Source organism: Henriciella marina DSM 19595, assembly GCF_000376805.1.
Taxonomy (GTDB): Bacteria; Pseudomonadota; Alphaproteobacteria; order Caulobacterales; family Hyphomonadaceae; genus Henriciella; species Henriciella marina.
In genome coordinates this window covers 194476-215447 of the sequence record NZ_AQXT01000002.1, presented here as the reverse complement: position 1 = coordinate 215447, position 20972 = coordinate 194476, and the positions used below count along the sequence as shown (strand labels likewise).

The 20972-nt window shown below is 59.4% G+C and carries 19 protein-coding genes; 5 read left to right on the top strand and 14 right to left on the bottom strand.

Annotated features, from left to right (window positions below):
- Window positions 1–679 precede the first annotated feature (679 nt).
- From F550_RS0101055 to F550_RS0101015, 9 genes are all read right to left on the bottom strand, one after another.
- Window positions 680–2170 (bottom strand): hypothetical protein, encoded by a 1491-nt coding sequence (locus F550_RS0101055; protein WP_018146668.1) that lies wholly within the window; start codon window positions 2168–2170, stop codon window positions 680–682.
- 10 nt (window positions 2171–2180) lie between these two features.
- Window positions 2181–3713, bottom strand: coding sequence for an acyl-CoA carboxylase subunit beta (locus F550_RS0101050; protein ID WP_018146667.1), 1533 nt, complete (start codon window positions 3711–3713; stop codon window positions 2181–2183).
- Window positions 3714–3857: 144 nt separating this feature from the next.
- Window positions 3858–4535 (bottom strand): hypothetical protein, encoded by a 678-nt coding sequence (locus F550_RS0101045; protein ID WP_018146666.1) that lies wholly within the window; start codon window positions 4533–4535, stop codon window positions 3858–3860.
- Window positions 4536–4791: 256 nt separating this feature from the next.
- Window positions 4792–5520: an ATP12 family chaperone protein gene (locus F550_RS0101040; protein WP_018146665.1), complete on the bottom strand. Its 729-nt coding sequence runs from the start codon at window positions 5518–5520 to the stop codon at window positions 4792–4794.
- A 50-nt stretch (window positions 5521–5570) separates the two neighbouring features.
- Complete coding sequence (locus F550_RS0101035) at window positions 5571–6014, bottom strand: hypothetical protein (RefSeq protein WP_018146664.1); 444 nt, start codon at window positions 6012–6014, stop codon at window positions 5571–5573.
- A gap of 171 nt (window positions 6015–6185) precedes the next feature.
- Window positions 6186–6350, bottom strand: coding sequence for a hypothetical protein (locus F550_RS19265; RefSeq protein ID WP_018146663.1), 165 nt, complete (start codon window positions 6348–6350; stop codon window positions 6186–6188).
- A 60-nt stretch (window positions 6351–6410) separates the two neighbouring features.
- Window positions 6411–7088 (bottom strand): HAD-IA family hydrolase, encoded by a 678-nt coding sequence (locus F550_RS0101025; protein WP_018146662.1) that lies wholly within the window; start codon window positions 7086–7088, stop codon window positions 6411–6413.
- A gap of 184 nt (window positions 7089–7272) precedes the next feature.
- Window positions 7273–8268, bottom strand: coding sequence for an RluA family pseudouridine synthase (locus F550_RS0101020; protein WP_018146661.1), 996 nt, complete (start codon window positions 8266–8268; stop codon window positions 7273–7275).
- Window positions 8265–8654, bottom strand: coding sequence for a fluoride efflux transporter FluC (locus tag F550_RS0101015; RefSeq protein WP_018146660.1), 390 nt, complete (start codon window positions 8652–8654; stop codon window positions 8265–8267). The genes F550_RS0101020 and F550_RS0101015 overlap by 4 nt, the downstream gene beginning before the upstream one ends.
- Before the next feature lie 142 nt (window positions 8655–8796).
- Between F550_RS0101015 and F550_RS0101010 the strand changes: the two genes are divergently transcribed.
- The 4 genes from F550_RS0101010 (at window position 8797) to F550_RS0100995 (ending at window position 12746) form a co-directional block, all read left to right on the top strand.
- A complete protein-coding gene (locus tag F550_RS0101010; RefSeq protein ID WP_040500627.1) occupies window positions 8797–10026 on the top strand; it encodes an FAD-dependent oxidoreductase in 1230 nt (409 codons plus the stop codon).
- A 5-nt stretch (window positions 10027–10031) separates the two neighbouring features.
- Window positions 10032–10397, top strand: a complete 366-nt coding sequence (locus F550_RS0101005; protein ID WP_018146658.1) for a nuclear transport factor 2 family protein — start codon at window positions 10032–10034, stop codon at window positions 10395–10397.
- Window positions 10390–11460 (top strand): phosphotransferase, encoded by a 1071-nt coding sequence (locus F550_RS16475; protein ID WP_018146657.1) that lies wholly within the window; start codon window positions 10390–10392, stop codon window positions 11458–11460. The genes F550_RS0101005 and F550_RS16475 overlap by 8 nt, the downstream gene beginning before the upstream one ends.
- 77 nt (window positions 11461–11537) lie before the next feature.
- On the top strand, window positions 11538–12746 hold the full coding sequence (locus F550_RS0100995; RefSeq protein ID WP_018146656.1) for a PQQ-dependent sugar dehydrogenase: 1209 nt from the start codon (window positions 11538–11540) through the stop codon (window positions 12744–12746).
- Window positions 12747–12748: 2 nt separating this feature from the next.
- On the opposite strand, the gene F550_RS0100990 is transcribed toward F550_RS0100995, so the two are convergent.
- The 4 genes from F550_RS0100990 to F550_RS0100975 form a co-directional block, all read right to left on the bottom strand.
- Window positions 12749–13486, bottom strand: a complete 738-nt coding sequence (locus F550_RS0100990; protein WP_018146655.1) for an RluA family pseudouridine synthase — start codon at window positions 13484–13486, stop codon at window positions 12749–12751.
- Between the two features lie 110 nt (window positions 13487–13596).
- Window positions 13597–16638 carry a TonB-dependent receptor domain-containing protein gene (locus F550_RS0100985; RefSeq protein ID WP_018146654.1) on the bottom strand — a complete coding sequence of 1014 codons (3042 nt, stop codon included), beginning with the start codon at window positions 16636–16638 and terminating at the stop codon, window positions 13597–13599.
- A 200-nt stretch (window positions 16639–16838) separates the two neighbouring features.
- Complete coding sequence (locus tag F550_RS0100980; RefSeq protein ID WP_018146653.1) at window positions 16839–17891, bottom strand: DUF3667 domain-containing protein; 1053 nt, start codon at window positions 17889–17891, stop codon at window positions 16839–16841.
- Between the two features lie 22 nt (window positions 17892–17913).
- Window positions 17914–19593 carry a peptide ABC transporter substrate-binding protein gene (locus F550_RS0100975; protein ID WP_018146652.1) on the bottom strand — a complete coding sequence of 560 codons (1680 nt, stop codon included), beginning with the start codon at window positions 19591–19593 and terminating at the stop codon, window positions 17914–17916.
- Between the two features lie 137 nt (window positions 19594–19730).
- Here F550_RS0100975 and F550_RS0100970 point away from each other — a divergent pair, with 137 nt between their 5' ends.
- Window positions 19731–20207, top strand: coding sequence for a hypothetical protein (locus F550_RS0100970; protein WP_156807776.1), 477 nt, complete (start codon window positions 19731–19733; stop codon window positions 20205–20207).
- A 103-nt stretch (window positions 20208–20310) separates the two neighbouring features.
- Here the strand turns inward: F550_RS0100970 and F550_RS0100965 are convergent, their stop codons facing one another.
- Window positions 20311–20961: a redoxin domain-containing protein gene (locus F550_RS0100965; RefSeq protein ID WP_018146650.1), complete on the bottom strand. Its 651-nt coding sequence runs from the start codon at window positions 20959–20961 to the stop codon at window positions 20311–20313.
- Window positions 20962–20972: the final 11 nt, after the last annotated feature.

The window sequence follows — 20972 nt, the reverse complement described above, 5'->3', positions numbered from 1 at the left end:
CGGAATGACGCCACTTGGGCGGTGCGGTGTATGAGGAGGTGTCGAGACCGGTTTCGCCCCCTTCGACCCGCATACGCGGGCCACTTCCCCCGTTCACGGGGGAAGAAGAAACCCGAGACGGTGCGGCATTGCTTCCTCCCCCGCTTGCGGGGGAGGTGCCCGGCAGGGCGGAGGGGGGAGCAACCGAAGCGCCCCGTTTCCGCAGACCCTTGCGTCCTTCGGCAGGCTCTGGATGAGGAGCAGGTATCCATTGCGCAACGCTGAAACAAAGCACCATGGACCCCTGCTTGCGCAGGGGTCTGCGGAGAGGGAGGACCCAGGTTTAAGTGGATCAATCATACGGGCCTTGTTCCCCCGCGCGACTTCACCTTTCTGCGTCACGCCGGGCCGCGGCACGCGGTCCGGGCGTCCATCTCACGGCCTCAACGCAGCGTCTTGTGGCGATAGCAGGAGATGGACCCTCAGATGGCTGCGCCATCGAGGGCGACGCAGGACTTCGAGCGTTGCGTGTGCACGGCTGAGAACTATTGAAAGTCGGACGTCCCCAATCTTCCTGCCTAAGGATAGGCTAGGGGCCGATTACATAGTCTCTTGTTCGACATTCCTGTATCGATGTATAATCTTCGTATAGTCATATAATTCGAAAGAAAAAAGCAGTTCGGCTAAACAGGGCAAATATCTAATTTTGCGGCAACGAGATAGCACCAATTCGGTCAAAGAGCCTTGTTAATGGTGATACCCATCCAGTGTCCGCTCCAAAAGCCCCAAAGAAGGCTCGGAAAGAAGATGCGTTAGCAGACAGGAATGCCACAACAGCATCGAAATGAGCGGCTCCTCCAACGATCAGGGAACTCCCAGTTGCGGATTCAATTAGAATACCTGATAGTAGGGCTGTGCCTGCATGCCTCTTAAGGCCCGACAATATTCCAGCGACCAAATTGCCCACAGTTCTTACCGCAATCTGGTTACTCCTCTCGGGATGCGCACCTAAGCCTATGCTTTTGACAGCAAGCGAAATCTCAGACCTCACAGATTCTTCGAATAATTCGGGGAGATCCTCTACGGCTTGTTGAATATCTCTGATCGCTGTCGAAGCGGTCTCCCGTCCGCCCTCAGAGCGCTGATATTCAGCGGAGGCGCGAACCAAATTTGCTCCTACCGGGTCACTCATGATGTAGCTGCCATGCAATGACAGTACTGCATTAAGATAGGTGTCGGCCTCTATGGTTAGCGAAGGTAGCTCCTGACCTTGAATTGCCTGTGCTGCAACCTCGGCCCCAATTTCTAGACTTACTCCTCGAGAGTATAACTGGGAGACGGAAAAGGTTTCTTGCTCAAGTACAGAAAAGTACCTTTCGACCACAGACAACAGCGCGACGTGGGCATTAGTACCAAGAAGTGCCTGCCTCAATGATCGTGCGTTGGCGAGCAATTCGCTGAGAATCTCTTGATTACCTTCTGGCGGCAATTTGTCTGGCGCCTGAACCATCCTCACGATACCAGATTCATCTAGCTCGAACGCTGGATATGAGTTCTGAGGTGCTAGCCCAGCAATTATTTCATCAATCTCATTCGGAAACTGCGGATCATTTTGAGAATCGGCCCAAGGCTCAGGTTCATCAACATCGTAGTCCGAACCGCGGACGGGAGCCCAATCCACGGTTCCGTCAGACTCAATCTCAGCAACTGCGGCGTCGATTAATTCATCATCTTCGTTCGCAAAGTTACTCCAAAGCTCATCTGCCGCAGAGTAGGGACCTCCATGGATGTACAAGTAGCCACCTTCTCGGCCATTGTACGGTGTCTCGTGGGCGGGATCTTCAAATCGTTCAAAAAACCATTCCACCATCTGTTGTATTCGAGCACGCCGCCGTTCAGCTATCTGATTTTCGAATTCCCCTTCACTGAAGTCGAAAGTAAAGTCTTCAAGTAGTGTGTGTGGCTCAACTGAAGATTCGCGATAGTTCTCGACCCCAGAAGGATACTCCCAAACCATCCAGATAAGTTCGCCGAGATAAGGGTGATCAACCCGAGCCTCATAACCGCGTTCGAACCCCATTTGCCGTTCGTCTGCGCTAGTAGTTTCGAATTCCAGTTCAGAAGACAGAATTTCAAATATCTGGCCGGTCTCAGCATGCCGAATTTTAGCGGTGCCACCAACTAGAGCCAAGTCCTACCCCCTAAAGCGGAATATTATCGTGCTTTTTCCACGGGTTCTCGAGCTCTTTACCACGTAGCGTCCGAAGCGCCTTGCAGACCCGGCGCCGCGTGCTGTGCGGCATGATGATGTCGTCGATATAGCCTTTGCGGGCGGCGACGTAGGGGTTGGCGAAATTGTCTTCGTACATCTTGGTGTGCTCGGCGATCTTTTCGTCATTGCCGAGGTCCTTGCGGAAGATGATTTCCACTGCGCCCTTGGCGCCCATGACGGCGATTTCAGCCGTTGGCCAGGCATAGTTCATGTCGCCGCGAAGGTGTTTGGAGCTCATCACGTCATAGGCGCCGCCATAGGCCTTTCGGGTGATGACGGTGACTTTCGGGACGGTGGCTTCGGCGTAGGCAAAAAGGAGCTTTGCGCCATGCTTGATGAGGCCGCCATATTCCTGCTTGGTGCCCGGCATGAAGCCCGGCACGTCCACGAAAGTGACGATCGGGATGTTGAAACAGTCGCAGAAGCGCACGAAACGGGCCGCCTTCCGGGAGCTGTCAATGTCGAGGACGCCGGCGAGCGTCATTGGCTGGTTGGCAACGAAGCCGACCGTGGAGCCTTCCATACGGCCAAAACCGCAGAGGATGTTGGCGCCGAAATCCGGGCTGATTTCGAAGAAGTCGCCTTCATCGGCGGTCTTCTCGATCAGTTCACGCATATCGTAGGGCGTGTTCGGATTGTCCGGGATGAGCGTGTCGAGGCTGTGCTCCACGCGGTCCGGATGATCGAAGCTTGGGCGCTTTGGCGCTTCCTCGCGGTTCGACAGCGGCAGGAAGTCGATGAGGCGGCGCATCTGGATGAGCGCCTCGATATCATTGTCGAACGCGCCGTCGGCAACACCGGATTTCTTGGCGTGGATGGACGCGCCGCCCAGGGTTTCGTGGGTGACTTCCTCATTGGTGACGGTTTTGACCACGTCAGGGCCGGTCACATACATGTAGGAGGTGTCCTTCACCATGAAGATGAAGTCGGTCATGGCGGGGGAATAGACGTCGCCGCCAGCGCAAGGCCCCATGATGACGGAGATCTGCGGGATGACGCCGGAGGAGAGGACGTTTTCCATGAAGATGTCGGCATAGCCCGCGAGCGAATCGACGCCTTCCTGGATACGCGCGCCGCCCGCATCGAAGATACCGATGACCGGCGCGCCATTGCGGGCAGCGGCCTTCTGGATCTTCACGATCTTTTCCGACTGGGCCAGCGAGAGCGAGCCGCCGAAGACGGTGAAATCCTTGGAGAAGACGTAGGTCAGGCGGCCATTGACCGTGCCGAAGCCCGTAACGACACCGTCGCCCGGAATACGCTGTTCCTCCATGCCGAAGTCGTGGGAGCGGTGCTCCACGAACATGTCGGTTTCCTCGAAGCTGCCTTCATCGAGCAGGAGGGTGACGCGTTCGCGCGCGGTGAGCTTGCCCTTCTCATGCTGTTTGGCGATGCGGCCTTCGCCGCCGCCGAGGCGGGCTTCTTCGCGTTTGGCCTCAAGCGCTTCGATCACGTCTTTCATGGCGGCAGCCTCTCAATCCTTAAGTCCTGAATCTGGCTGCCTTTGTTACTGACTGGGGCGTGCGACGCAAGAAAAAGGGCAGGCTGCCCTATGGGCAACCTGCCGGCCTTTTTTCAGTTCAATGGGTTTGCGTTTCGTGTGGGCCTAGTTGCCCCTGCGTCCGTCGCGGCCACGATCGCCGCGGTAGCCGCGGTCGCGGTCATTGGTGTTGACGGTGCGGGTCGTGACCACTGTGCGGGTGACCGGCGGCGTGGTGTAGGTGGTCGAGGCATAGGGCCGGCCATTGTGGGAGCGCCCACGGTCGTAGCCATTATTGTTGTGGTGGCCCCGGTCATGGCCTTGCTGGCCACGGCGGCCTGGGGTCGGGAGACCGGTGACGTTCATCACACGGCCCTGACGGACGGTGCAGTTCACATCGCGGTAGAATTCGCGGCGGCGGCCTTCGAACTCAACGTCATCAAAGAGGACGCGGAAACCTTTCGGGCCGATCTGGTTGACGCGAAGGTCGTTGTCGATGTCGACATCGCGGAAACCTGCGCGGTAGCCCTGGCGCTGGATGGCTGCGGCGCACATGCGGACAGCTTCACGGCGCAGCTGGCGGGTCTGCCATGGGCGCTGACCGTAGCGGTCATTCTGGTAGTAGCGCCCGTCGCGGCCACGGTAGCGATCATTGCCGACCGAGACGTAGAAGCTGGCATCGGCGACACTGAGCGAGAAGCCGGAGACGGCGGTCTGAGCGCGGTGCGGGGCCTCGTCAGCGAGGGCCGGGAGCGCGGTGAGTGGGAGAGCCGCAAAAGCCAGCGCTGCCACTCGGGTCTTCATGATCGGTTTCATCATGCGTGAAGGAAAACACAGCCAGCCGGAACCGGGTGTGACCAGTCCGTTCGGATTTCGTTCACTTTACTTTTTGTCGAAAATACAAGGCTCTATATCTATAAGAGGCTGCGACTTCAGCCCGCCGGAGGGTGGGGGCTGAGTGTTCGTTCAGATTGGGGGCGCGCAGCCGCTGCCTTCGACATCATCGAGGGTGGGCAAAAGGCCGAACCGGGACGAGGCGAGGTCGCGGCTTCAGACCCGATCAGGGCGCGATCGCGGCAAAGAGTTTCCCGATGGCGTCCGCGTCGGCGCGGCGACGGGCGACCACTTCGGCGGCTTCCTCGTCTTCGCCCCATTGCGCGATCTGCCAGGTCTCATCGATGCGGGAGAGATCGAAGGCGTCGAGGGCGTCGAGCTGCCCCTGCTCGACCGCGAGGGCGAGGACGGCCGATCCGTAAAGCGCGAGCGCCCAGGAAAGCCCCGTCAGGCGCAGATCATCGAGGCTGGTCGCATGGGCGTGCGCGGCGGCGAGGGAGGCGTCCGGCTGGGGCGAGGCGATGATGCCTTCGACCGGGACCAGGACGATATCGAGCGCCTTGCCCGCCCATTCGCGCCATGGCCGCCAGCCTGCATCCTGCAGGGCGCGGAGCTCTTTCGGCCCTTCGGCGAGGTGGCAGACAAGGTCGGTCTCGGCGTATTTGGCAAGCTCATCGGCGAGCGCTTCGCGAGCGCCCGGCGTGTTATCGATGGAGATGTTGAGAAGCCGGGTCAGCGGCATGGTGGATGGGTCGATCAGGTCGCCCTGCGCGGCCCATTCCTCGGCGATCTGTTCTGCGAGGGACTGGTACTGGGTCGCGAGAAGGTTCTTCGACGGCGTGCGAACCGGCCGGTCATCGAGGACGATGCGCCAGAGGCCGTCCACACACGAAACCGCCGCCTCCTTGTAGAAGCGGCGGGGAAGGGTTTTGGGCTGTGGGCGTTGATCGGTCATTGGCCGACCTCATGCCATGTCAGGGCCGCGTGTCAAATATTGAGGGACACCTAGCCTTCAGCAGCAAGCTGGGTCTCGGCATGAAGCTGCGGTGACAGATCGATCTTGTCTACGACCATGCGCGTGTCACGGTCCATCAGAATGACGCTCTGGCCGATGCGGACGGTCTTCAGATTGTCAGCCTTCTGGTCGAGGGCAAGCTTTGCGCGCCACTCAAGAGCCAGCGGGTACATGGTTTCCGGGAACGCTTCGCCGACCTGGATACGGTCTTCAATGGGCGTGCGCTCAAAGCAGAGTTGCTGATCGGCAAAGCCAACGTCGCAGCTTCGATCAGAGATCTGGAAATTCCGGTCGAATACGGCTTCGTCGGCGGCCGTAAACTGTGTCTCAGCAGCGGCTGTCGAGACGCTGGAATGTGCAGAAAGAGCCAGCGCGCCACCACCAATTGCGGCAACTGCCAGTCCGGTGAGGATATGATCGATGTTGAGTTTCACAGCGGGCGGTCCTTTCGCATTCTGCGTTTCATGTCAGTTATGTCATCAACGGCGCAGCCTTAAGTTCGATCCATCCCTACTGCAGTTTTCCTGTTTTTTATCAGATCACTAAACGACAAAAGCCGACCTGTTTTCCAGGTCGGCTTTCACGTTCGACTTCAATCAAAAGCCTTAGTCGACTTCGTCGCCAACATCGTCAGCGGCTTCTTCCATTTCGTCGCCGGCTTCGTCGAGTTCTTCGCCAGCTTCTTCAGCCGGGCCATCATTGGTATCGCAGGCTGCGACACCGCCAACGGCGCCCATAGCAACGAGAAGTGCGACAATAGACTTTTTCATGAGATTCCCCTTGTTGTCTGAATACTCACAGCAGGAACGCCAGTCGTCCCTTCCTGTTCCCTACTGATTAGAAATTTTCTGCGCAAATTCAATCAGGCCTGAATTCAGGCTTTCAAACGTATCGTGCACTTCATGAGCACCGACCGCCTGAAGTTCGCTCTTTCGGCCAAATCCCCAGCTGACGCCCATCGTATGAATGCCGGCATTGAGGCCCATGGACATGTCGTGGACGGCATCGCCGATAATGAGCGACTGGTGCGGCTCACAGCCAAGCGTGCTCATGCATTGCTCGACCATGAAGGGGTGCGGTTTGCCGGGGCCGTCATCGGCGCACCAGATCGTATCGAAATACTGCTCCAGCGGGTGCATCTCAAAGATGGCGCGGATGCCGCGATGGGATTTGCCAGTCGCCATGGCGATCAGCCAGCCATCTTCGGCAAGGCGCTTCAGGGAAGCTTCGGCGCCGTCATAGAGCGGCTCGACGAAGTTTGCTTCGGTCCGCCTCGCGACGAAGGCTTCCTTGTAGGCGGTGCTGAGAGCCGGGACGTCGTGATAGTCTGGCGCAAGGATACGGCAGGCTTCTTCGAGGCCAAGCCCGACGACCTTGCGCGTGTCTTCATAGTCAGGCTCTGGCAGACCGCAGAGACCAAAGGCCCGGCACATGGCCGCCTGGATCACCTCACGGCTGTCGACGATGGTGCCGTCCATGTCCCATATGGCGAGTTTGAGCGTGGTCATAGGACTCTCAATTCATTGTCTTGTTCTGGCAGAGTGTGCCCAACTGTTTTGTCGTCATCCCGGAATTTGCGTTGGCAAATATCCGGGACCCAGCCTCATCAGCCGGGCTTTCTGGCTCCCGGTGTTTCGCTTTGCGAAAACCGGGATGACGAACACTGAGACGGAAGCATTTGGTGAGCTTTCTCTAAAGAAACAGCTCGAACGGGTCCTTGCCCGCTTCCTGCTCGAGGAAGCCGAGCGTCTTGAACGTCTCCACCATATGCCCAGAAAGCGGGGCCTGTAGCAGGAGCGGCTTCTTGTTCTTGCGCGGCACCTTGAGGGCCCTCGCATGAAGGTGGAGCCCGCCGGCAACGCCTTGGGGCACCTCACGGCGGGTGATGTATTTGTCATCGCCGAGGATGGACGTGCCAAGCTCATGCATATGGAAACGCAGCTGGTGCATGCGGCCTGTCTGAGGCCGAAGCGCGACCCATGCCGCCTTCTGGCCGGCTTGCGAGACGGTGATATAGTCGGTGATCGCGTGGCGCGCGCCTTCTGCATTCTGGGCGCACTGGACCATCTGCTCGCGGCCTTCTTCGCCCTGCCCTTTTGTCATCCAGCAGCGCACCTGACCGGCAGGCGGTTTTGGCGAGCCGACCGTGACGGCCCAATAGGCCTTTTCCATATCGCGTGACCGGAAAAGATCGCTGAGATGAGCGGCAGAGGCCGGGTGACGCGCAATCAGCAGCAGCCCTGAGGTTTCCTTGTCGAGCCGGTGGACAAGCTTGGGCCGGTATTCGCCGTCAGAAAGAATATCGAGCAGGCCATCGATATGGCGGTCGCCCTGTTTGGTACCGCCCTGCACGGCGATGCCTGCAGGCTTGTTCAGCGCGAACATGTCTTCGTCTTCGTAGACGACCATTTCGCGCATGAACTGCTCGTCCTTGGCAGAGGCGGTGCTGGCCTTGCGCGCCTTCTTTTCCTGTTCGGTTGGCTGGTGGACGGGCGGCAGGCGGACGACCATGCCCGCCGAAAGACGGTCCTTGGCCTTGGCGCGTGCGCCATCGATCCGGATCTGGCCGGACCGTAGAAGCTTTTCGATCTGGCCCTGCGTCACCGGCAGGCGGCGTTTCACCCAGCGGTCGAGGCGCGTGCCTTCTTCCTTCGGGCTGACGGTTTCATTGATCACTTGCTGTGTCATGCGAGCATCTTTTTCATTACAAACAGGCCTGCCAGAACGAAGGCGAGGCCGAGGAGAACCGAGAGACCGGCATAAGTCGCCGCCTTGCCCCAGGCGTCTTCCTGCACATAACGCGCAACCTCCAGCGAGAAAGCCGAAAATGTGGTGAAACCGCCAAGCAGGCCAGTGGCGAGGAACAGCCGCGTCCCCTGCCCGCCGCCAAGCGTTTCACCGCGAAAGGCGAGCCAGCCAATCAGCAGGCCCATAAGGAGGCTGCCCAGAAGGTTGACGAAGAAGGTGGCCCATGGCCAGCCGGTCAGCCCGAGGCGCAGGGCCGCGATCCCCGCCCCATGGCGAAGGCTGGCGCCAATGGCGCCGCCGAGAGCGACGTAGACAAATCCGTTCATAGCTGGGGCTTTTAGGATGATTGCGCCGCGAATGACAGTCTGACGGCCAGTCCTGACGCAGCGTCGTGCCTTGTCAAAGGAGGCTTGCCGGATACGCTTGGCACCAATGGACCGTCCGGCAAGAGACGGCCGGGAGGAAGAGATGACTTACGATCTGATAATCGTCGGCGGTGGTATCGGCGGCGCAGCGTTGGCCGCAACCATGGCACGGGCCGGAGACGCGGTCCTGTTACTGGAAAAATCGACCGAATATGAAGACCGTGTACGCGGCGAATGGATCGCGCCATGGGGCGTTGTCGAGGTTCGGCGCCTTGGCTTTTACGATCTTCTGCGCGGCGCTGGTGGCCACCATATCACCTCGCACGTGCACTATGATGAAAGCCGCCGGCCTGAAGCCGCAGAAACAACGGCGCTGCCATTAGGCATCTTTGCCGAGAAGGTTCCCGGACCTCTGGCCATTGGCCATCCCCATCACTGCCAGACCCTTTTCGACGAGGCCGTGCGAGCGGGCGCCGAAACGGTGCGCGGCGCCAATGTTACGGACATTGTTCTGGGTACCTCGCCATCTGTGACCTTCGAACAGGACGGCAAGGCCCGCACAGAGAAAGCCCGCCTGGTGGTTGGCGCCGAGGGGCGTATGTCACCGACGCGCAAGCAGGCTGATATCAAGCTGCACCAGGACAAGCCGCACCACTGGTTCGCTGGCCTTCTCGTTGAAGGGGTCGAGGGCTGGGACGAAACGCGACAGGCGATCGGCACCGAAGGGCGGTTTGGTTTCCTCGCCTTTCCGCAGGGCGGCGACAAAATCCGCGTCTATGGCGGCTATGCGCTTGAGGACAAGGGACGGTTCGCCGGCAAGGACGGGCCGCGCAAATTCCTTGAAAGCTTTCGCATGAACTGCGCCCCCGGCAATGAAGCGATTGCCGATGGCACGCCCGCCGGGCCCCTGCTCTCCTACTTCAACAATGATAGCTGGACCGATACGCCCTTTGCCGAGGGATGCGTCCTGATCGGCGATGCGGCGGGCTGGAACGATCCAATCAACGGGCTTGGCCTCTCCATCACCTATCGGGATGTGCGGATGGTGTCGGATATTCTGAGGGCTACGCCGGAAGGCGCCCAGCCCGACTTTACCTCCTATGGCCATGAACGTGCCGAACGGATGCGGCGGTTGCGGTTTGCCGGCCACCTGCAGGCCTCTCTCGACATGGAATTTGACGAGGCAGCACGCGAACGCCGGCGCCGTTATCTCGAGCGCGCAGCTGCCGATCCCAGCCTGGGCCTGCACGGTGCCGCCATCATGGGCGGACCGGAAAGCGTGCCCGACGAGATCTTCACCGACGCCCACAAGGAAAGGGTATTGAACGGATGAGCCCAATGGACATCGAACGCTTCAACGCTGACTGGCTGCAGGCCTGGACCGACAAGGACGTCGAGCGCCTCGTTGGCTTCTATTCCGCTGACACGGTCTACAAGGACCCGCAGGTGCCAAACGGTCTTGAGGGCCGCGAGGCGTTGAGTAGCTATCTCACGACGCTGTTCAGCTCTACCCCGCCAATGACTTATCTGCCCGAAGCGGTCTGGTCGATCGAGGGCGGCTTTTGCGGGCGCTGGTATTGTGATGTCGGCGAGGGCGGAAGCGAAGGCAAACTGCGCGGCTTCGATCTTGTCCTGCTCGAAAACAGCCTGATCAAGCATAATGAAGTCTATGTCCATCCGCTCGGTGAGGCCGCGAATGCCTGAGATACGTGAGTGGAAAGATATCGATGCTGACTGGCTGACGGCGGCGCTGAAGGAAGACGGGATCGACGCGAAAGTGGCCTCGTTTGAAGCCGGCAAGGTTGGCACCGGACAGATCGGTGACTGCGTCCGCTTCAAGCTGGACTATGAGCGCGCCGGGCCCGATGCGCCGAAAACGCTGGTCGGAAAGTTTCCATCAGAAGGCGAGGAAAGCCGGGCCACCGGGAGGCAGCTCTGGAATTACTATCGCGAGGTGAAGTTCTACCAGCTGCTGCAGCCCGATGCGCGCATCTCGACGCCGCATTGCTATTTCACGGATGTGAACGAAGAGACGCACGACTTCGTTCTGATGATGAGCGACATGGCCCCCGCCGAACAGGGCGACCAGCTCGCGGGCGTCACACTTGAAGAGGCAAAGCTTGTCCTCAACGAAGCGGCAAAGCTTCATTCTGCCTATTGGGAAGATGAAAAGCTGGACGAGTATGACTGGGTAATGGGCACGACGCACGCGCCGGACGTGATGGACCCGGACATGGTGGCCGGCCTCTGGGATGGTTTCAAGGCCCGCTATTGCGACCGGGTCACGCCTGAGGCCACCAGGGTTGGCGATGCCCTGTCGAGCAATATGGACAAGTATCATGCAAGCCGGGACGGCGCGAAATGCCTGATCCATTCGGACTTCCGGCCCGACAATATGCTGTTCGATCTCTCAAACACGAAGAAGCCTGTCACTGTCGTTGACTGGCAATCATTCGGCTATGGACCTGGTGGGACTGATGTCGGCTATTTTATCTCCGGCGCCCTCGACCCGAAGACCAGGCAGGCAAATGAGAATGCGCTGATCGATCTCTATCTGTCACAGCTGAGCGTACTTGGCGTTTCAGACTATGATCGCAGTGATTTCCTGCGCCATTATGTGGCCGGGGCGTACCAGCATTTCTTCACCGCCTATTTCGCCGCGATGCTGGTGACGCAAACGACGCGCGGCGACAATATGTTCTTCCGTATGCTGAACGGTGCGGTCGACCTTATTTCCGACCATGACGCGCTGGACCTTTATGGTTGAGGGGTGCGCGGCCTTGGAAGCTGGCTGATCTGTCCTAGTTCCGGGTGCAGTCACCAGCCAGCCAGAAAGGTCCCGCAATGGTCTCTTCGATTTCCCGCACCCTGCTGCTCGCCGCAGTGGCGGCCCCTGCCCTTACGCTTGGCGCCGCCGCGCAATCCGATACACAGACAATGAGTGTCACCGGTACAAACGGTACCGAGCTTACCGCCACGGCGCTCGAAACATTCGACGGCGCATGGGCGATGGCCTTCCTGCCGGACGGCCATGCGCTTGTCACAGAACAGGACGGCGACCTCTGGCTGCTTGGCGCAGATGGCAAGAAACTCGGTCAGCTCGCCAATGTCCCGGACGTCGAGATGCGCGGCCAGGGCGGCCTTGGCGATATCATCATTCACCCTGATTTTGCCTCTAACGGCACGGTCTTCATCTCCTATGTGGAGCGTGACGCGGCCGATAACAGCCTCAGCGGCGCGGTGGTCGAGCGCGCGACGCTGAGCCTGACAGAAGATGGCGGCGCCCTGTCGGACCGCACCCGCATCTGGGAACAGTCACAGAAAGTGCCGGGCAACGGCCATTACGGCCACCGCCTCGCCGTCGCGCCTGATGGCAATCTGATCATCACATCCAGTGACCGCCAGAAGTTCAGCCCGGCACAGAACATGGCGCTGAACATGGGCAAGGTGGTCCGCGTAACGACCGATGGTGAGCCGCTGGAAGACAACCCCTTCTATGGCAATGGCGCGGTGGCCGACACGGTCTGGTCGCTTGGCCATCGCAACATGCTGGGCGTCGCTTTCGACGCAGACGGCCAGCTCTGGGTGCATGAGATGGGCCCGGCAGGCGGCGATGAGCTGAACTTGATCGTGAAGGGCGAGAATTACGGCTATCCGATTGTTTCCAATGGCGAGCACTACAATGGCAAGCCCTTCTTCGGAAACCATGAGGATTATCCGATCTATGAGAACCCGGCCCTCTCCTGGACGCCGGTGATCAGCCCTGCCGGTCTGATCATCTATGACGGCGACATGTTCAGCGACTGGCAAGGCGATGCGTTTATTGGCGGTCTCTCCTCCAGGGCGGTGATCCGTGTCGAATTCCAGCAGACCCCGCTCGACAATCAAGGCTCCGGCGGTCAGTCGAGCACGATGGAGACGACGGCGACTGAAGCTGAGCGCTATGAGTGGGACAAGCGTATCCGAGAGGTCGAGCAAGGCCCGGACGGCGCGATCTATGTGCTGGAAGACGATCCAGGCGGCCGCCTGATCCGTCTGGAACCAGCTGGCTGATATCAGTTCGAAACCGGCAAATCGAGCGCCTCTGCCTGGGCTTTGAAGTCCTCAGGCAGGGGCGCTTCCAGTTTGAGCGCCTGTCCGTCTGGATGGGTGATCTCAAGGCAGGCTGCGTGCAGCATCAGGCGCTCTGCCGAGAGTTGTCCCGTCCCGTATATCCGGTCGCCAAGGATCGGGCAGCCGAGCGTCGCCATATGCGCGCGGATCTGGTGCATGCGGCCTGTGACGGGCCGCGCCTCAATAAAGGCGTGCGGGCCGCTTCGGGCGAGGATTGTCCATCCTGTCTCTGCGCTGAGCGCGCCGGTCTGTCCTTGCTGGGCGGCAATCATCTTTTCACGCCCGCCGCGGTCTGACGGCACTTTGAGAAGCGGTGTTTCAAGTCTGCCTTCATCGCCGGCAGGCACGTCGCCGCCAACCAGCAGACGGTAGGTCTTGCTGGCCCGGCGCTCAGAGAACTCAGCGGAGAGATGCGCGGCGGCAGGCTTGGTTCTGGCGACGATGAGGACGCCGGACGTGCCTGTATCGATACGGTGCACGAGGCGCGGACGCTTCCCGCTGGACTTTGCGAACGCCCAGAGCAGGAAATCCAGCGACCTGCCACGTCCTCCAGCGATCTGGACGGCAAGCCCCGGCGGCTTGTTGAACACCAGGATTTGACCATCCTCATGGATGAGCAGGCCGCACACGAAGTCGCGGTCTTCGTCGGAAATATGAGGAACAGGTTTATTGCGGGTCATGTGGCGCTCATAGCGCGCGCGGCCTCTTATCGCCAACCTTTCGCCCACAAGTGAAAAGGGCGGCCCATGAGGCCGCCCTTCCCAGTTTCGTATTCAGTGTCCGGTCAGATCTAGAAGTCGACCGTCGCACCGAAGAAGACGTAACGACCAAGAGCGTCGTACACTTGTGGGTAGGTGTTACCGTTACCCGGAGCCGTACCAACAACCGAAGCGATTGGCGGATCTTCGTCGGTGAGGTTGTTCACACCGACACGGACGCGCGTGTTCTCCAGGATGTTGTAAGCGGCTGAGAGGTCCAGATAGTTCTGGGCATTCAGCGACTCGTTGACCTTGGCTGGGTTGTCAGATGCCTGATCAACCTTGGCGTAATGGCGCCACGTGCTGGTCACGGAGAGATTACCACCGATCGGCGCCCAGGTGACGCTGGCCTTGTGGCGGTAATCTGGGTTTGCACCCGTACCGAAGTTGGTTTGGCAAGCACCGGCGTAAAGGCCGACACAGTCAACCGGCGGCGTAACATTCGCGTCTGGAAGCGCTTGGAACTCAAGGCTTTCCAGGTACGTGCCGACATAGTCGAAGGTGAAAGCGCCTGCAGCTTCGGTGTCGAGCGTGTAGCTCGCCTGAAGGTCGTAACCGCTTGTTGCGAGGCTACCCGTGTTGACGTTGGTCGCCGTGATGAAGCCGGTTTGACCAGCCCACAGCGTGCCACCGGCACCACGATTTACCAGACCACAGAAGAACGCATTGCCCGTCAGACCACACTGCTGGAGGGAAACTTCCTCTGGCACTGTGTTGATGTAGCCTTCCACTTCGATGTCGAAGTAGTCGAGCGACACGGTGAGACCGCTGAGGAAGCTCGGCGTTGCAACGAAACCGACGGTGAAGGTGTCGGATTCTTCTGGATCAAGCTCCGGGTTGCCGCCACCAAAGGTGTTGTACTGGCCAGCCGGGTTGATCAGGCTCTGCGACCCGTAGTTTGCAGGGTCGAGACCGGTGTTCACACACTGTGCTTGCGTGAATTCCGGGGTCTCGCCTGGAAGCGCACCGCATGGGTCACCATTGTCGAGGTCAAACAGACCGATCGACTGAGTTGAGAACAGTTCGAAGATGTTCGCCGCACGAACCGCACGCTGATACGAACCGCGGACACGGAAGTCCGGGGTCGGTGCGTAGGTCAGACCAGCTTTGTACGCATCGGAATCTACGTTGTCGTAGAACGACTTCCGGTAGGCGAGGTCGAGGTTCAGGTCATAGATGCCTGGACGCTCTTGCACCAGCGGAATGTCAAGCTCTGCGAAGATGTCGATGACGTTCTGCGAACCGGAGATAGCCGTTGTCGGGCCACCTTGACCAGCGCCGTCACCGGACTGGTAGGCTGCGTCTGGGTTGGAGTCGATCGTATCACGGCGGTACTCAGCACCAACAGCCCAGCCCGGAGCATCGGTCGCCATTGGCGAAGCGATGTTCAGGTCAGCAAAGGAGCCGAACAGCTTGCTCGAGATGACCGTCTGCGTCGTGTCACCATTACGGTTCAGCGGGCTGACGATATAGTCGAGCGCTGCCTGGGACGGCGCGTTGCCGGACCAGATATCGTATGGCGCACAGTTAGGATCGTCGTTCACTGGGTCAGCATCGACGTTGACCGCGCAAGTCACACCGCCATTGCCATCTGGAACGGCATAAAGCGCGTTGGACAGCTTACGGATCGACAGGTCGTTGTTGTAGACTTCCGAACGGACAACCTTGGCGTAGGACGCGTACACGTCATAGCCAACGGAGGTGCCTTCGAGGTCACCGCGGATACCGATAACATTGCGGAAGGTCTGGTGACGGATGTCCTGATTACGAGGGCCGCCTTCAACGTTCCGGCGAAGAGCGAGGAAGTCGCCAACGCCGAGAATTGCGTCAGCAGCGACACCAGGTGCGTTACAACCGATGTAATCCTTCTGCTGAGCAGAGAGGAACGGGTTGTCACAGTTCAGGCCGCCATTGCCGCCAGCAACACCGTAGCCGAAGACACCGGAAGGTGCGATCTGGGAATTCGTTTCGTTCTGGACGAACATGAACTCGCCATAGGCTTCGATATTGTCCGAGATGTCATAGTTCAGGAACGTGCCGAACGTGTACTTTTCGTTCGGACGCTGGAAGTGGTTGAACGGGTTGAAGTTGAACGTATCAGAAACGAAGTCACGTGGAATGAACGTGCCAGCATTCGGGTTCACGCGCGCCCACGAACCGTCCGGCAGCGTGCCGCCGAGCGAAAGCAGGTTGGTGAACTGGTTCGTTGCCGAACCCGAGCAGGTGAACGCGTTGCCGCTATTGCGTGTGCTGAGCGCACACTGGGAGTAGTCACGGTCGCCCTGGAGCACTTCATTGGCGTTCGAATAGCTTGCGAAAGCCGTTGCGTGGCCGCGATCATTGTCGAATGCGCCGCCAGCCATGATGGTGATGTCGACTGTTTCGCCATCAACCGTGCTACCACTTGGAACCTCGTACTGGCTTGGGTTGATCGCATTGAACTCTTCCAGAAGGCCTTGCAGCTCGCCATCATTGTTATGCTGGAAGAAGCTGTAATTGCCGTCGATGCGGAAGCCTTCGAAATCGTCATTCATGACGAAGTTCACGACACCGGAGATAGCGTCAGAACCGTAGGTCGCCGAGGCGCCACCGGTCAGGACGTCAACACGCTCGACGAGCTGGGTCGGGATCGAGTTGATGTCTGGTGCAGCAATGTTGAGCGAGCCGTAAGGCAGGCGGCGGCCGTTCATCAGAACCAGCGTACGTGAGGAACCAAGACCGCGAAGGTTGATCGACGCAGTACCGGTACCACCGTTTGCGAGGTTCGAGCCCTGGGCACCGAATGCTTGCGGAAGCGTGTTGATGAGGTCTTCAGCTTTCACAGTACCGCGGATGTCGAACTGCTCGGCACCAATCTCGGTCACTGGGCTGGTCGACGTCAGGTTGCTGGACGACGGGATGAGCGAGCCAGTAACAACAACTGTTTGCTGACGCGCTTCAGCTTCTACCGAAGCAGGGGCTTCGACGCGATCGACGTCATCCTGCGCAAATGCCGGTGCGGAAAACACCGTCATCGCTGCGCCGGCAAAGACCGCCGAAGTCAGAAGCTGCTTCTTGAGTGTATTTGCGTTCACTATGAACCTCCAGATTTACTCTCACGTGCCAAATTGGCAACCGCCCCCTCAAAGAGCGGCCTATCGTTCACTGGTACTCGTGCGCGTTTCGCGGCGTCAATTGAAAGTGACGAAACCGTGACGTTTTTCTGACGACTGTTGCATTGATGTCGACAAATTTGCGCCCCAAAGTCGAAATCTGGTTGCAAATTGATCGTCAGCTAGACGGAGAGCGCCGAAATTATGAAGACCGTCACAACGAGTGAGAGCAAGCAGACCAGCCAGAAGAAGCAGAGAAATGCTGTGCGCAGCATGGCGCTGAATATTCCCGTTCCATAAGCGCCGCGCAGACTGAACGTGGTGTAGATCGGCACCGACAGGATATAAAACGCTGCGACCCAACTACCGAGCAAAGCCGCGAGGCCGAGCGCCGCCGTGGACGCCAGATACATCCAGCTGTGCAGATGAAGCGCGTGGATTGCATGGTCGTAGACATAGATCTTGCGGCGCCATGAATAGATGAGCGCCAGCGCCAGAATCGTCAGGGGCACGAGCAGAAGACTGAGGCGTGGGGCCCAGTTCTCAATCGCGGCCAGGAACAGTTTTGGGTTATCGATAATTTCCTGGACGACAGCTCTCAGCTCTTCAGCCGACCGGTCGGCCTCCGGTTCAACTGGCTGATCAGGAGTTGAGGCGCCTGCCTCCTCCCCAGTGGGCTCATCATTGGCCTCCGGCACCACTTCCTGATCTGCCGCGCCATCGCGCAAGCCCTCAAGGAAGTTTTCCAGATCGCCGGGCTCGGCGTCCTCATTCTCCAAGACATAATCGATGACGGCCGAACGCTCATCGGCGCTCAACGGGTTGCCGCCATTTAGCTGCCAGTCGGATGTGTCGAGAAAACTCGCCGACCCGACAAAGGCGAAAACGACGAAATAGAAAAGAAGGCTCGAAAGCAGGAAGAGCCGGAAAGGCGGCACGTAACGTGACCGCTTGCCGTCACTGTAATCGCGGCTGAGCCGGCCCGGACGAAAAAGGAGCCTTGGAAGTGTCCGCGCGATACGGCCGTCCAGCGCAAGACTGTCGGAGATCGTTTCGGCAACGAGGGACAGCACGGGGCGGTGGAAGCTCGCCGCCAGCTGTCCGCACGCAGGACAATAGCGCCCGTCCACCTGCGTGCCGCAATTGCGGCACGGCTGGCCCTGCAGGTCAGCGGTGCCGCCAGCCGAAAGGGCACCGGCAGAGGCCAGCCCTGCCGTTTCCAGTTCGTCACTCATGTCCCCCTGCCCCCTTGTCGGCCTAGTCTTCTTCTGCCGCTACCGGCTCGTCTATTGTTGATGGCTCAAGACCAGGGCGGCAGAGCCAGCGCGAAAGGTGATCATCCTGCGCATTTTCAGCCCAGCCCGTCAGCTCTGGATCGACGAGGTTCTTGGTGACCTGAACCCACATCGGCGTAATCGGATAGTCCTCAAGCATCAGGGCCTCGGCTTCGGCAAAGATTTCCGCGCGGGCCTGGAGATCGCGTGTGCGGCTCGCCTCTGCCAGCAGGGCATCATATTCCGGGTTGGAATAGCGGCCATAGTTCTGCTGACCGGTTTCGCTATCCAGCAGATAGAGGAAGTTCACCGGATCATCGAAATCGGCAACCCAGGCGCCATCGGCCACTTCGAAATCTGACTGGCGAAGCCGTGCATAGAGGACCTTGGTGTCCTGGCGAAGGATCTGGGCATCGACCCATGGCGCGATCTCATTCCAGTTCGCCTGTGCCACCGGCGCGGCTTTCGGATTGTCATCGGTCGAGCGGTGGATGAACTCAAAGGTCAGCGAATTGTCCGGGCCGTAGCCTGCCTCTTCCAGCAGGGAGCGGGCTTCTGCCAGCCGCTCCTCACGGGACATGTCGACAAAGCTCACTTGCGGCCGCTCGGTCTCATAATTGCTCATCTTCGGCGGGACGAAGGAATAGGCTGGGACGTAACCAGGGGTCAGCACGCGGTCGACGATGAACTCGCGGTCGAGCGCCAGCGACAGGGCCTTGCGAACGCGGACATCATCGAAAGGCGCCTGGCTGGAATTGAACGTCCAGTAGGTGGTGATGAGACCGGGCGTGGTGCGCACCCATCCAGGGAATTTCGCCTCAAGCTCTTCGGTGCGCCCGCCATCGAAGCCATTATTGATGTCGAGGTCGCCAGCCTCAATGCGGCGCTCGACAGCTGCGGCGTCTTCGATCTCGAAATAGGCGACGCGGTCGAAACAGAGCTCGTCCGCCTCATAGTAGAGAGGGTTCTTTTCGGTCACCAGCTGGTCGCCTGTGCGCCAGTAAGCGAGCTTGTAAGGCCCGTTGACCTCAATGTTGTCTGCCTGGATCCAGGCCTCGCCATATTGCTCGACGATGTGTTCGGGCACCGGATAGGTCGTGTAATGGGTCAGAAGGCCCGGCAGGTAAGGGGCTGGCTCTTCCAGCGTGATCTCGAACGTGTAGTCATCGATGGCGCGCACGCCGAGCTCTTCGGGTGGCAGCTCGCCTGCATTCACCGCGGCCGCATTCTTCACGATGTAAAGAAGCGACGAGTATTGCGACGCGATTTCCGGGTTCTGGATGCGGCGGAAGGCGTAGACGAAATCGTCAGCGGTGAGCGGTTCGCCGTCGGACCACTGGGTCTCTTTCAGATTGAACGTCCATGTCAGGCCGTCCTCGCTCGTCTCCCAGCTCTGAGCAACGCCCGGGATGACTTCGCGATCAGGCGTAATGGTCATAAGCCCGACGAACATGTCGGAAATCACGATATTTTCCCATTTGGCCGAGGAACGATGAGGGTCCAGCGTGTCTACCTTGGCCGAGATGCCGCGCCGCAGGACCGCTGCTTCCTCGCCGCTTTCGCTGCCGTCGCCGCCATTCCCGCCACCGCCGCAGGCAGCCAGGGTGAAGACAAGACCGGCTGCGCCAGCCGAGAGGAGCGTGGATTTGAGAGATTTCATCATGAGTTCCCGTGATTTCCTGTTCGGTTTAGTGTTTCATGCAACTTCGTGCTTGGAAAGATAGCGCGCCCCACTTGAGTACTGGATGAACAGCCATGCGACATACAATACCTCTTAGCGTTCTATTCTTGGGCATCGTCTTGCCAGTTGCAGCGCAGGAGGCGCCATCGGCGTCGACAAGCGCCGTCTATGCGTGCGCCGAGATCTCGGAAAATGAGGCGCGCCTTGCCTGTTATGATGACGCCGTTGGCCGGCTGAAATCGGCTGAAGAGGCTGGTGAAGCCATCGTTGTGACACGCGATGAAGTCGAGGAAGTCAGGCGCGAATCGTTCGGCTTCTCCATCCCCAGCCTTCCGGGGCTCGCCTCGTCCGTTTTCAGGGATGAGGGCGAACTCAAGGAGGTCACCCATCCGGTTGCGGCTGTCGCGCAAACGCCGAGGGGCCAGATGTACGTCACACTGGAGAACGGACAGGTCTGGCAACAGACCGACCAGAAGCAGGTCTATTATTCGAAGCGACGCGGCGTGAAGACGGTGACCATCAAGTCTGCCGCCTTTGGCAGCTTCATGATGAAGTTTGATGACGGACTTCCATTCCGCGCCGAGCGCGTGAAATAGGGCTGGCTCCGGCCTCGTCCGACAAATCACAGCAATCAAATAAAAAGAGACCCTGCGAACTTTCCGCAGGGTCTCTTCGTTTTCGAGGGGTCGCTAGCCGCGACTAGTACTTGACCGAGCAGCCGTAAGGTTTCGCCCAGGTCGTCTGGACAGGCTCTCCGGCGGCCATCGAATCCAGAGCTGCTGTCACATAGTTCTCGGCCGCTTCGATGTCTTCGACCCGAGATGTTGGAATTGAGTCGATGGCGCCCGCATAGGCGATCTCGCTGCCAGGCTCGATGACGAACATGTGCGGGGTGGTCTTGGCCTCATAGAGGCGGCCGATGTCGCCAGAGGGATCGAGGATGACATGGGTCGGCATGGCATCGCGGCCGGCATTGATCGCTTCGGCACCCTCGGCATCGACATGGCCCTGCTTTCCGGGCGCAGACGAGATGATCTGGAGCCAGACTATGTCGTCCTCATCCGCGCGCGACTGCAGCCCCTGCATGTTCTTCGGCGGGGCGGCATAATGTTTCTGCACGAAGGGACAGCCATCATTGGTCCATTCGAGGATGACGGTCTGGCCTTCAAAGTCAGACAACGAAATCTCTTCGCCTGTTGTGGTTGTGCCGGTAAAGTCTGGCGCCATCGAACCGGGTTCGGCGGCAGGCGCTGCGGACGCGGAGAAGGCGATCATGGCGCCTGCGCTAAGCGCGACGGCTGCGGCCATGCCGGAGGCGAGGCCAAAATTCCTGCGGGTCAGTGCTTTCATCTCAAAGTCCT

Coding starts and splice junctions, on each gene's coding strand:
- F550_RS0101005 (WP_018146658.1), top strand. CDS start 10,032: ATGGACATCGAACGCTTCAACGCTGACTGGCTGCAGGCCTGGACCGAC.
- F550_RS0100980 (WP_018146653.1), bottom strand. CDS start 17,891: ATGAGTGACGAACTGGAAACGGCAGGGCTGGCCTCTGCCGGTGCCCTT.
- F550_RS0101025 (WP_018146662.1), bottom strand. CDS start 7,088: ATGACCACGCTCAAACTCGCCATATGGGACATGGACGGCACCATCGTC.
- F550_RS0101040 (WP_018146665.1), bottom strand. CDS start 5,520: ATGACCGATCAACGCCCACAGCCCAAAACCCTTCCCCGCCGCTTCTAC.
- F550_RS0101050 (WP_018146667.1), bottom strand. CDS start 3,713: ATGAAAGACGTGATCGAAGCGCTTGAGGCCAAACGCGAAGAAGCCCGC.
- F550_RS0101045 (WP_018146666.1), bottom strand. CDS start 4,535: ATGAAGACCCGAGTGGCAGCGCTGGCTTTTGCGGCTCTCCCACTCACC.
- F550_RS19265 (WP_018146663.1), bottom strand. CDS start 6,350: ATGAAAAAGTCTATTGTCGCACTTCTCGTTGCTATGGGCGCCGTTGGC.
- F550_RS0101015 (WP_018146660.1), bottom strand. CDS start 8,654: ATGAACGGATTTGTCTACGTCGCTCTCGGCGGCGCCATTGGCGCCAGC.
- F550_RS0100995 (WP_018146656.1), top strand. CDS start 11,538: ATGGTCTCTTCGATTTCCCGCACCCTGCTGCTCGCCGCAGTGGCGGCC.
- F550_RS0101010 (WP_040500627.1), top strand. CDS start 8,797: ATGACTTACGATCTGATAATCGTCGGCGGTGGTATCGGCGGCGCAGCG.
- F550_RS0100990 (WP_018146655.1), bottom strand. CDS start 13,486: ATGACCCGCAATAAACCTGTTCCTCATATTTCCGACGAAGACCGCGAC.
- F550_RS0100965 (WP_018146650.1), bottom strand. CDS start 20,961: ATGAAAGCACTGACCCGCAGGAATTTTGGCCTCGCCTCCGGCATGGCC.
- F550_RS0100975 (WP_018146652.1), bottom strand. CDS start 19,593: ATGATGAAATCTCTCAAATCCACGCTCCTCTCGGCTGGCGCAGCCGGT.
- F550_RS16475 (WP_018146657.1), top strand. CDS start 10,390: ATGCCTGAGATACGTGAGTGGAAAGATATCGATGCTGACTGGCTGACG.
- F550_RS0101020 (WP_018146661.1), bottom strand. CDS start 8,268: ATGACACAGCAAGTGATCAATGAAACCGTCAGCCCGAAGGAAGAAGGC.